The organism is Companilactobacillus insicii (genome assembly GCF_003946015.1).
GTDB lineage: Bacteria > Bacillota > Bacilli > Lactobacillales > Lactobacillaceae > Companilactobacillus > Companilactobacillus insicii.
On the sequence record NZ_RHNU01000017.1, the window covers coordinates 39,433 to 51,057 of the forward strand.

Annotated in this window: 12 protein-coding genes and 1 tRNA gene; 9 read left to right on the forward strand and 4 right to left on the reverse strand. The window is 35.0% G+C overall.

All coding sequences use genetic code 11. The annotated features are described in order from the left end of the window. Window positions 1-24: 24 nt before the first annotated feature. Window positions 25-654: a methyltransferase family protein gene (locus EKM79_RS06850; RefSeq protein WP_125567221.1), complete on the forward strand. Its 630-nt coding sequence runs from the start codon at window positions 25-27 to the stop codon at window positions 652-654. 13 nt (window positions 655-667) lie between these two features. Here the strand turns inward: EKM79_RS06850 and EKM79_RS06855 are convergent, their stop codons facing one another. Beyond that, window positions 668-1,579 carry a hypothetical protein gene (locus EKM79_RS06855; RefSeq protein ID WP_125567223.1) on the reverse strand — a complete coding sequence of 304 codons (912 nt, stop codon included), beginning with the start codon at window positions 1,577-1,579 and terminating at the stop codon, window positions 668-670. Window positions 1,580-1,618: 39 nt separating this feature from the next. Continuing rightward, complete coding sequence (locus tag EKM79_RS06860) at window positions 1,619-2,551, reverse strand: hypothetical protein (RefSeq protein ID WP_125567225.1); 933 nt, start codon at window positions 2,549-2,551, stop codon at window positions 1,619-1,621. Window positions 2,552-3,047: 496 nt separating this feature from the next. On the opposite strand from EKM79_RS06860, the gene EKM79_RS06865 reads away from it, so the two are divergent. The 3 genes from EKM79_RS06865 to EKM79_RS06875 all read left to right on the forward strand — a co-directional run bounded on the left by EKM79_RS06865 (window position 3,048) and on the right by EKM79_RS06875 (window position 4,869). Continuing rightward, window positions 3,048-3,368, forward strand: a complete 321-nt coding sequence (locus EKM79_RS06865; protein ID WP_125567227.1) for an ArsR/SmtB family transcription factor — start codon at window positions 3,048-3,050, stop codon at window positions 3,366-3,368. Between the two features lie 62 nt (window positions 3,369-3,430). Next, window positions 3,431-4,381 carry an NAD(P)H-dependent flavin oxidoreductase gene (locus tag EKM79_RS06870; RefSeq protein ID WP_164506029.1) on the forward strand — a complete coding sequence of 317 codons (951 nt, stop codon included), beginning with the start codon at window positions 3,431-3,433 and terminating at the stop codon, window positions 4,379-4,381. A 17-nt stretch (window positions 4,382-4,398) separates the two neighbouring features. Next, window positions 4,399-4,869, forward strand: a complete 471-nt coding sequence (locus tag EKM79_RS06875; protein WP_125567230.1) for an ester cyclase — start codon at window positions 4,399-4,401, stop codon at window positions 4,867-4,869. A gap of 403 nt (window positions 4,870-5,272) precedes the next feature. On the opposite strand, the gene EKM79_RS06880 is transcribed toward EKM79_RS06875, so the two are convergent. Then, window positions 5,273-5,345: transfer RNA gene (locus EKM79_RS06880), tRNA-Lys, on the reverse strand. A 166-nt stretch (window positions 5,346-5,511) separates the two neighbouring features. Between EKM79_RS06880 and yycF the strand changes: the two genes are divergently transcribed. From yycF to EKM79_RS06905, 5 genes are all read left to right on the forward strand, one after another. After that, window positions 5,512-6,216: a response regulator YycF gene (gene yycF, locus EKM79_RS06885; protein WP_025023587.1), complete on the forward strand. Its 705-nt coding sequence runs from the start codon at window positions 5,512-5,514 to the stop codon at window positions 6,214-6,216. Window positions 6,217-6,314: 98 nt separating this feature from the next. Further along, the gene (gene walK / locus EKM79_RS06890) at window positions 6,315-8,213 is read left to right on the forward strand and encodes a cell wall metabolism sensor histidine kinase WalK (RefSeq protein WP_125567232.1); all 1,899 of its coding nucleotides are present in this window, start codon (window positions 6,315-6,317) and stop codon (window positions 8,211-8,213) included. Beyond that, the gene (locus EKM79_RS06895) at window positions 8,203-9,516 is read left to right on the forward strand and encodes a YycH family regulatory protein (protein ID WP_125567234.1); all 1,314 of its coding nucleotides are present in this window, start codon (window positions 8,203-8,205) and stop codon (window positions 9,514-9,516) included. The genes walK and EKM79_RS06895 overlap by 11 nt, the downstream gene beginning before the upstream one ends. A 2-nt stretch (window positions 9,517-9,518) precedes the next feature. Continuing rightward, window positions 9,519-10,340, forward strand: coding sequence for a two-component system regulatory protein YycI (locus tag EKM79_RS06900; RefSeq protein ID WP_125567236.1), 822 nt, complete (start codon window positions 9,519-9,521; stop codon window positions 10,338-10,340). Further along, on the forward strand, window positions 10,333-11,133 hold the full coding sequence (locus tag EKM79_RS06905) for an MBL fold metallo-hydrolase (RefSeq protein ID WP_425454024.1): 801 nt from the start codon (window positions 10,333-10,335) through the stop codon (window positions 11,131-11,133). The genes EKM79_RS06900 and EKM79_RS06905 overlap by 8 nt, the downstream gene beginning before the upstream one ends. Before the next feature lie 91 nt (window positions 11,134-11,224). Here EKM79_RS06905 and EKM79_RS06910 read toward each other — a convergent pair. Then, the coding region (locus EKM79_RS06910; RefSeq protein ID WP_164506030.1) for an RNA-guided endonuclease TnpB family protein at window positions 11,225-11,625 on the reverse strand (401 nt) is incomplete at its 5' end.

Here is an 11,625-nt window from a genome sequence, read left to right on the forward strand (position 1 = left end):
TGTTTAAAAAGAGGGAGAGATATTATGTATGGGATTCATAGTAAAACTATTGGTGCAAAACTTTTTATTCTAATTGCACAGTTATTATATATTTTGGTTGATTTTCTACTGATTTTTCCACATTTAACGATTAATGCAACTATTAATATGGGACTCTTGGTTTTTATTACTTTTATCCGTTTGAATTGTATGATGTTTATCTGGTTACCTAGGGGTATTAGCTGGAAAGAGGCTATTGGTAATAGTACTGCCTTTGCTTTGTATTATTTGTTATTTCCTTTTTTGGCGCAATGGAATTCAGTTAACTTAATTGTAATCGGTTGGGTATTATTCATCGTTGGCTCACTTATCAATTCCGTATCTGAATTATTGCGGAAACCCTTTAAGGATAATCCTGCTAATAAGGGTAAGCTATATACTGGTGGCTTGTTCAAGTATGCTGTTCACATTAATTACTTTGGAGATGTTTTATGGGTCTTAGGATTTGCATTAGTTACAGGAAACCTTTGGTCATTGCTTATTCCACTGTTTCTTTTATCTATGTTTATCTTTTCTTATATTCCTACCGCCGATAAATATCTAAGCAGCCATTATGGAAAAGCATTTACTGATTACAAGAAAAACACCAAGTCTTTGATCCCGTTTATTTGGTAATGTTCCAATATGACTAGCTTTGAACATATTTCTTTAATGTAGGTATAGATATTTTTTCGTGATATGTTTCATCCAGATAAACTTGGATTTTTGCAATATCATTATATTTTGAAGCCAATGATTTGATGAATATGCGAGCACTAGCTGTTAATCGGCCACGAGGAGAATTTGTCATTCTGAACTTGCCGGTGAATTTAGAATCATCAGTACTTGTTTCAACGGTATTTGTGACTGTTTCCCGTGAAACAATTTGTTCTGTATTGTTTTTTTGAGCAAGTTGTTTCTCAAGAGAATCAATCTTTAAGACTAGATTTGCTGTAACAGTTTGGTATTGTTCAATTTTTGTTTCATATCCTTCAATTCTGGCTAGTAGAGTATTTAGTTCAGTCTTTGTCCAAACGATTGCATCATTACTTAGGCTGAGATATCCGAGTTTTGAGTCTTCTTTAAACTGGAGTGGACTAATGGGTCCATCAGGAGTTTCTCTAAAGGTAAAGTAAGGCAAATTGTGAAAGAATCCCTTTGTGTGAGCTGTGTATTTCTTTGTCTTACTATGAACATCGTCATTAACATCTTTAATGAATGATTGAATTATTCTTTTGAGATTGTCCTTATCTTTGAAATGTATTATCAGTAGAGGTATATTATTTTTTTCGCAAAAGTTTAGCCGAGAAGTTCCATTCATGGATAATCTTCTAAAAGCACTCTTTGCGTTCTCCGAGCTATTTTTGGGAGAGTAGTGTTGAGGACCATTATATTCAATTATTGCTAGAAAACCATTAATATTCAATGCAAAATCAACGGGTAGCATTGAATGGTCACTTTTACTTCTTAGATCGTTGAATTTCCGTTCACGATCAAATAAAATCTGGAGATTATTTAAGATTCCGATGATTTGTGATTCAGGTTCAGAGGGTTGATCCATTATGTGCTCCCATAATTATGTTATTTATTCATAAGTAGTTCAGCTTACGCATTTTTTTATAGTTGGAACGGAGATATTTTCGTCGTAGTTAATTTTTAAAAATCTGTGAATTTCGAATAAATCATTGCTGTATTGGCTGGAAAGCAATCTAATAAAGGTTTTTGCGTCGTCGGTCAGTCTGCTTCTGGGTGAATCGTTTAATCTGAATCTACCAATAAAATCGGGTAGATTTTGATTCACCGCTTGGGATTTAGAATCTTTTTTTGATTCGGAAACAGGCTCAGTTAGAGATTGAATTAATTCTGATTGCTGTTCCACTTGTTCTTCTAGCTCGTGAATATGCATGACCAATTCTGAAGTAACGCTCTTGTATTGTTCAATTTCAGATTTATAATTTTCCTCTCTAGCCATCATGGTTTCTAATCCTTCTTGGGTCCAAAGAATGGCATGGTCAATATTGAAGCACCCAAGCTCTTCGATTTTTTCCATTTTCAGAGGGTTTACTGGGGCTTCTGGTGAATCGTCAGTTTTATCAAAATTATAATAGGGAAAAGCTGCAAAATATGCTTTGGTGTTTTTGGTGTAGCGAGGTTTGGTGTCATGAATATTAAATTTGATATCTTCAATAAACTTTGGAATTAAATGTTTCATTGCTTTACGATCTTTATAATGAATGACTAGTAGAGGAATATTATTTTGTGTTGCAAATTTTATTCGTGCTGAACCATTCTTTGTTAAACGCCGCCACGCAGCAATCGCACTTGGAGTGTTGTTGATGGGACGGTAGTGCTGAGCACCATTGTATTCAATAATAGCTAGAAAGCCGTTGATATTTATTGCAAAATCAACGGGTAGTGAAGAGTTATTAGTAACACCTTTAAGACCTGAAAAAATTTTTTCTCGTTCAAAAAAAATATTGTGTCGATTAAGTATATCGATTATCTCTGATTCTGAGCTTGAAGGTTGGTCCATTGTGTTAGTCCTCCTTATTAAAGCTACGTTTATTTTATATAACGGAGTTAAGACTAGTCTAACGAGAACACTTCATATTTGAATAAAAACGTTTGAATAGTTTTTTTGATAATTTTGATTAATTTAATTGTTATAAATAATCAAAAATTAGATCGGTGGACTAATATACTCGCCAAAGTTTTCGGCAGTTTACTTTTTTAATGTCTAAATGGGAGATGCATCCATAAAATGTATAAATATTGTGATACCAACATTTAAATGCTAGGCTGTACTTGAAGTCACTAATTGTAAATTGATATAAATAAAAAGTCACCACATTAAATGTGATGAATAACGTCCGCGTGGTAAGTTTATTCTTAAAAGTATCAGGATAATAAAAAAACTGATAACTTTAAAAGTTATCGGTTAGGTGATATTGCTATGGGTGAGTCAAGGAAAACAAAGCTATAAAAAATAATGATTTGACATATCGAAATATAACGATATAATAGTTTTCATGAAAGTAGATGTCAATGTTTTTAAGGCTTTGTCAAACCAGACTCGTTTAGATATTCTTCAATGGTTAAAGGATCCAGAAAGGGAAATCACATCAGTCTCATGTGAGACGGTTCGTTTTATGATGGATGAGAGAGGAGGCATTTGTGTGCAAGATCTCGTGAAAAAGGCAGGGCTAGCACAATCGACAGTTTCAAGTTATCTATCCATGATGGAAAAATGTGGTTTACTTATTTCTGAAAGACATGGTAAATGGACGTATTATCGTCGAAATGAGTCTGAAATTTTGGGTTTAAGTGAAAAAATAAAAAAAGAGTTGTAAAAACTCTTTTTATTTTTAGAAATATATATCTACAATTTGCGATATGTAGAAAGGAGTTCGCTTTGAAAAACAATATTTTAAATATTAAATATCCTATTATTCAAGCACCAATGAACTGGGTGACAAATGCAGAATTAGTGGCAGCTGTAAGTAATGCGGGTGGAATGGGTATTTTAGGAACCAACGCTGGGCAAAGTGAAGTAGTTAATGATCCAAGAGCGGTTGCTGATAGAATGCGTCAGGAAATTAGAAAGACAAAAGAACTGACTTCAAATTCATTTGGAATTAACATTTTGACCCCACCTGAAGGTATGAATTTAGATTCTTCGAAGTTTACTAAAGCAATTTTAAAGTCGGCCTTCGAGGAAAAAATTCATTATTTTGCTGTTGTTGGTACGGCACATAAAGAAACATTTGATGTTATTAAACAATATGGCGGAGTGATAATTTTTAGGCCGCTCACTCCGTCAATAGAACAAGCACAGCTTGCAGAGCAATTAGGAGCGGACGTTATTGTCGCCACAGGTCATGATGAAGGTGGGATATTGCCAAATGATGAAAGGGGAACCTTTACCGTGGTCGGGGATATCCTCGATGCAGTATCCATACCAGTATTTGCTGCCGGAGGTATCAATGATAAGCGAACCGCCGATGCTGCCTTTTCTTTAGGAGCCAGCGGTATATATGTAGGAACCAGATTCTTAGTGGCTACTGAATCACCAGTAGCCAAGAATATAAAGGATCTAATAGTAGAAAGTGCCTCTGAAGATACAGTCATGGTTTCGGGGAATCAACGAGCTATTTCCACAAATCGTGCTAAATATTTTTCTAATTCGTTTGTTAAATCCCACGATACATCTGCGGTAAACCAAATGATCTCTAAAGATGGCGGTCTACGTAAATCAATGCTCATGGGAAATGCTAATGAAGGGGTTATTACGGTAAACAATGGAATTAGCTCAATCAAAGGTAAAAGCGCAGTATCTGAAATTATTGAAGAGTTACTCAAATAAAAGAATGGAGATCAATCATGAATACAAACAAAATAAACAAGGAAAACGTGGAAAAATTAATTGTTGATGCACTAGTAAATAATGATGTTAAAACTGTCAAAGAATTGGTGGATTCCAAAGCAGTGACACATCGTGCTGGTTTTGCTTCCTTATATAAGGCAACTGGGGATACGATACCACAGGATGGAAATTTTATGGACTGGATGCGTGATGGATGGGATGTATTACATTCAGCACTGAGTGACCAAAAAGTTAATATTGAATCAATCGTTGCAGAGAATAATCAAGTTATCGCTCATTTTCATTACAATGTTTTACATAGTGGGACATTTACAAAAATGCCAGCCACGAATAAGAGAATCGAATGGGATGAGATTGGAATATTCAAGTTTAATGATCAGGGAAAGATTCAAGAGATGTGGTATATGATTGATGAATTGCGTGTCGCTCAAGAGCTAGGCCATAGGCTAGATCAGAAAGTAAACTAATGCTATAAATTCGATTGAAATTTTTTCAATAAAATAAGCTCTACAATGATTCTATTAGCCATTGTGGGGCTTGTTTTTATATGATTCATATAATTAAAATGAGCTTTCATATCCATAAAGCATATTGCGTAATTAGCGCCAATAACTGTCTTGGATTTTAGCCAATATTAGTTGTGAAAAATTTATTCAACCAAGAATTATTTTCTCAGAAGTGCTCTTATTTATCTGTATCAAATTATATACTCAGTACCGACGGAAATTGCCCACCAGTAATTTTATTTTTTGGTAATATCTGTGGTAATCTACCATTGAAATTAGACGGTATTTATAAATCTAAGAAAATAAAAAAACCAGTTATATCAAGGCCTTTAAGCCTTAACGTAACTGGTTAAATGTGATATTATGGGTGGCCAGGGGATCGAACCCTGGACCCACGGATTAAGAGTCCGTTGCTCTGCCAGCTGAGCTAGCCACCCATGTGTTAGATGTGTTGTATCAATCAACGAGATATATAATACCATAAGGACAAAATATGAAGCAAGTACTTTTTCAATAAAATTTTTATTTTTTTAAGCTTCACTTATGTTGATTTTGTTTTAATAACATATAACTAGTATAATATTCACGTCAAGGAGAGATAATATGGCAAAAAAAATTCTAGTAGTAGATGATGAAAAGCCTATTTCCGATATTGTTAAATATAATTTGGAAAATGAAGGCTATGAAGTCATAACAGCTTTCGACGGTCAAGAAGCACTCGATAAGGTAGAAGAGGATGATCCTGATCTTATTCTATTGGATTTGATGTTGCCAGTGATTGATGGTTTGGAAGTGGCTAGAACTGTAAGAAAAACTAAAGATACACCGATTATTATGTTGACCGCTAAAGATACTGAAATCGACAAAGTTATTGGTTTGGAACTTGGTGCTGATGATTATGTAACCAAACCATTTTCTAACCGTGAATTGGTTGCTCGTGTTAAGGCTCGTTTGAGAACACAAAGAAATGTTCAAAATGACGAAAGCAAAAATAGCGAAATCAAAATTGGTGATTTAACTATTCTTCCTGATGCCTATACGGTGACTAAAAATGGTAAAGAAATTGAATTAACTCATCGTGAATTTGAATTATTGTATTACTTAGCTCAACACATTGGTCAAGTAATGAAACGTGAACATTTACTTCAAACAGTTTGGGGTTATGACTACTTTGGGGATGTAAGAACTGTGGACGTTACAGTACGTCGTCTCCGTGAAAAAATTGAAAATAATCCTAGTCAGCCAGAGTGGCTAATGACTAGACGTGGCGTGGGTTACTATCTCAGAGATCCTGAGGCAGAAGCTTAGTCATATTTGAACTGACTCATGATACGAGTCAGTTTTTTTGTTATGTTGAAAGCTGTATAATGAAAAGTAACATACTGTAATTTATAGGTGGAAATATTTTGAAAAATAGATTCGTATTTTTACATTCGATTAATTTCAAAATCGGATTATCTTTTATTTTAATTCTTATTGTCACAATCGAAATAATTGGGGCTTATTTCGTACAGAGACTGGAAGAACAAAATGTCTCAGACTTTGAGAATTCAATCGTCGTACCTGCTTATACGCTTAATCAGGTCTCGGATAATTTGAATGATAATGATAGTGCAACACGTGAAAACATCAGCAACGTGATTCAGGATTATGCTAGAAATAATTCAGATATAACTGATATTCAGATTGTTGATCGTAACGGTATTATTGTTGGTACTAAAGATGTTGATAAGTCTTCACTCATTGGTACTAAAACGATGAAAAGCCAAATTAAACAAAGTATTAGTAATGGTAAGAAAATAACTCAAATATATTATGACAAGGGTTCAGGTAGCTCATATGAATCAGTCTCACCTGTATCATCGCCAGATAATAGTTCAATTGTTGGAGCGGTATATGTCCGTGCCAGCATGGAATCCGTCTATACGGGTATAAATAATATTATCGTTATCTTTCTTACGGCTTCGTTAGTCGCTGGATTATTGGGTGCGGTCATTGCTATTTTCATTTCTCGTGCCATTACGCAACCAATTGATGAAATGAAGCAACAAGCTGTTCGTATGGCTGAAGGTGATTATTCAGGTCAGGTTCGTGTTTATTCACCCGATGAGTTAGGCCAATTGGCCATGGCGGTTAACGATTTATCTGTTAAAGTCGAAGAGGCAACTGAAAATTCGGAATCAGAACGACGACGATTAGACAGTGTTCTAACACAAATGTCTGATGGTGTTATTGCCACTAATCGATTAGGTAATATTACAGTTATCAATGAAATGGCACAGGAATTCTTGAACAAAGACGAAGAAGAGGCTGATGGTAAGTCACTAGTCGAAGTCTTGGGAATTGATGACAAAATTACATTTGATGAATTACTAGAAAACCCTGATCCAATGGTTATCGAGACCAATGACGGACCAGATGAGGATTATGATGTTAACGATGATAACTCGTTGATTTTAAATGCTGATTTCTCATTGATTCAAAGAAATAGTGGATTTATCAGTGGTATGGTCTGTGTTCTACATGATGTTACTGAACAACAAAAGATTGATAGTGAGCGTCGTCAATTCGTTTCTAATGTTTCGCACGAGTTGCGTACGCCTTTGACGAGTATCAGTAGTTATATTGATGCCTTGAATAATGGTGCTTGGAAAGATCAAAAATTAGCTCCTCAATTTTTGAACGTTACGGCTGAGGAAACTGATCGTATGATTCGTATGATCCAGGACTTATTGAGTTTGTCACGAATGGATCAAGGTCGTTCTAAGCTAGATAAGGAATTAGTGAACTTTAATGAGTTCTTCTCCTATATTCTAGATAGATTTGATATGATGTTGAAAAAAGAAAAGGCAGATGCTAAAGAGGACGATACAAAAGTCGTAAAGAACTATCGTATCAAGCGTATCTTCACTAACAAAGATCTTTGGGTAGAAATTGATACCGATAAGATGACACAAGTTATTGATAATATCATGAACAATGCTATCAAGTATTCACCAGATGGTGGCGTTATAACGTGTCGCTTGCTGGAAACTAATAAGCATATAATAATTAGTATTTCTGATGAAGGTCTTGGTATTCCAAGAAAGGATATCAAGAAAGTCTTCGATAGATTTTATCGAGTTGATAAGGCTAGATCTCGTAAGCAAGGTGGTACAGGTTTGGGATTATCAATCTCCAAAGAAATCGTGGAACAACACAAAGGTAGAATTTGGGTAAATAGTGCTGAAGGTAAGGGATCAACATTCTACATTTCCTTACCATTTGACCCTAATGAGACTGGAGGAGAATGGGATGAAATTTAGTCGTTTAATCGTACAGATTCTGTTAGTAATAGCGGTTATCACAAGTATTGTCCTATCCTTCTATATTTGGACTAATACGGCGCGATATCAAGCTGGCAGAAATATTGATGTAACAACAACAGATACTGATAAGAATAAGATTCCTATCGATCAAGTAATCAGTCCAACGCAAGTTATATGGCAAGATGGTAATGACCAACGTTTGATTTATAACAACGAAGAGAATATCTCAATGAGTATTCAAAAGGTCATGAAGGATTGGAAAATCGGTGAGCCTAAACAAGTCTTTAAGAAAGATGGAGCTAAGTATCAAAGAATGATTCAACAAAGTAATGCCATTCAATTGGTTTATCCAACGGCTATTTCTGTTAAGACCCTAGGTTATTTACTGGATAGTTCCAATCTAAGACGTTCTAAGGATTATTCTTTTGATCGCATTATCTTTACTTTAGAGAATAAAAAAGACGAATATATTTACTTGGCAAATGATAGTGACTATGCAGTATATCGTGCCAAAGTTAAGGATGCTTCATCAGAACCGATTTTAAAGCTAGCTCGTAAGACTAATATTGATTTGAAGGTTAGATTGAACTTGCTTAAGCATGGAGTCTTTACCTTCTACACGGAACCAATTAAAATGAGGACTTATTCTTATGTTATGAGTGGTAAGAAGGACTCAGAGTATACAACTGCATTATTTGATTCGAATAGTGATGACTTAGTTACATCACAAAATGAAAATATTTATACCTATAATTATGGTGAAACTAAGCGACTTATTTCTGATCACAATAAGGGCGAGTTGACTTTCTATGATTACACCGATACCTCTGTACCTAAAGATAAATTGTCATTCTTCCAACGTGGGTACAATAAGGCTGTTAACTTACAAAATTCAGTATCTAATTTACGTTTGTACAATGCTGACTGGGATTCTAAAGAATTAACTTATCGTGAATACGTTGAAGGATTCCCAATTTTTAAGAAGAGCCAATTTGGATCTATCAGAATCAAATTTAGTCGAAATGGTACGACTGAGTACTTCTTAAATAAAGTATTAGAGGTACCTGTGCCATCCAACCAGTCTGCGACAACTTTGAAATCCACAACGAGTATTTTGAAGGGATTGGAAAAAGCAGGATATTCTCCTAATGACATCCAAGATATTCAAGTTGGGTATCAGCGGGAGAGTGAGGCCGATAATGAAGATGTTATCGACTTAACGCCAACTTATTATATTAAGATCGATGATCACTGGAAGACATACAATGATTGGACAAATGAGACTGCAGAGGAGGAATAGCAATGGATTTTAGAAGAATTGAAATTATTTTTTTAATTGTCTTCTTTTCGCTAGATATTTGGTTGCTATTTTCACTTAAAAACGGTCAACAAATTGTATCTAGCAGTAACACGACGACTTCAACTGTTGCTGATATGCGTAAACGTGATATTAGTTTTGGAAAACTAGATTCCAAATCTGGTACAGCGTATTATTTAGGCTCTCGTCCTAGTAGTACACTGGCTAATAATGTCAGTCATTTGCGAAATCAGGAAGTTCAGTATGACTCAGAAGATCATAAGCTAGATAGTTCATTGAGTAATCCTATTTCGATTACCAAGTCTAATCAAAAAGAAAAGTTAAATGATTTTTTGAAAAAAGAATCAAATGTTTTATTTGGTACTAAATATAAATACGCACCACAGTTATCTACAACTTCGCAGATAGTTTATGCACAAACTGATCAAGTCGGAGAGTTGTATGACAAGTCTGGCCGTGTTACATTTGACGTTGAAAATAAAAGAGTTGTCGGTTATACGCAAACTTATGTAGATGATTTAATGATCTTACATGAAAAAGAAGCCACAAAGAGTGAAAAGGATGTTATTTCGAGTCTGTATACAAATTCAGAAATCCCTAATAACTCAAAGATAACTTATGCTAACTTGGCCTATGCTAAATTGACAGAGGCTAAAGGTAGTACGATTTATATACCAGTTTGGTTTGTGACGATTCAAAATAAGGATAGTAAGGTCAATTCACTGAAAAAGGTTAATGCCTTCACTGGTAATATTATTAAGAGTTCAACAACGGCAGCAACAACAGGAGACGAAGATAGTGATTGATGATTTAAAGGTAAGTATTTTAGTTAGCAGCAGTTCTGGGAATGTAACATATATTGAGACACCTAAGCATCATGTATTGGTTGATGCTGGTATGTCAGGTAAAAAAATTAAGGAGTCACTTGAAAGTATCGGTAAGGATATTAACGATATTGACTCGCTCTTTGTAACCCATGAACACTCTGATCATGTGAAAGGCGTTGGAGTATTGGCACGTAGATATGATTTGAATGTTTATGCTAATAAGAAGACGTGGGCAGCCATGGCATCAAAAATTGGTAAGGTTCCTGAAGAGAAAAAGAATATCTTTGAACACAACAAAGTTTTGACCTTGGACGATCTTGATATTCAAAGCTTTGCCGTGTCACATGATGCTGCTGACCCTCAATTTTACAAGTTCTATCACAATGGCAAGGAATTTGTTATTTTAACTGATACGGGATATGTGTCAGAAAAAGTTGCTAAAACAATAGAGAATGCGGATGGATATTTGATGGAATGTAACCACGATATCGAAATGTTACGCAATGGGATGTATCCATGGCCATTGAAACAACGTATTCTGAGTGAAAAAGGTCATTTGTCTAATGATGATGGCGCCAGAACGATTATGGATGTTATTGGTAATAAAACTAAGGAAATTTACTTGGGACACTTAAGCCCAGAAAATAACACTAAACAAGTTGCTCGTGATTCAGTTACTGAAATATTAGAGCAAAATGACTTCGGAGTTGGCCATGATTTTAAGATTATGGACACAGACCCTAAAGTTGCTGATCCGTTGATCAGTTTGTAAAATATAGTGAACTACTCGGCACTAAAGTGCCGAGCTTCTAGGAACACTGGACTTACCGCCAGACATTTCAGTCCTTTGGCATTGGTCATAGCTATATTACTAAGGCTTGTTCCAAGCCCTTGTTTAATATATTTTTACTGGCATTAATATCACGATCATTATCTGAATCACAGTTTGGACATGTCCATTGCCGAATATCCAATTCATGCTTCCCATCGTCATATCCACATTCGGCACAGTATTGACTTGTCTTGAATGGATTTATGACAATCAATTTCTTGCCATACCAATCACATTTATATTCAAGCATTGTTCTAACCATTCTCCAAGATTGATTAGCAATGGCTCTAGCCAGATTATGGTTTTTTAACATATTGCTAGATTTTAAATCTTCAATCGTTATGACATCATAATCTTTAACTATTTGGGTAGTGATTTTATGGATATAGTCCTTACGTTGGTTGGCAATCTTTTCAGAATACTTAGCTACCA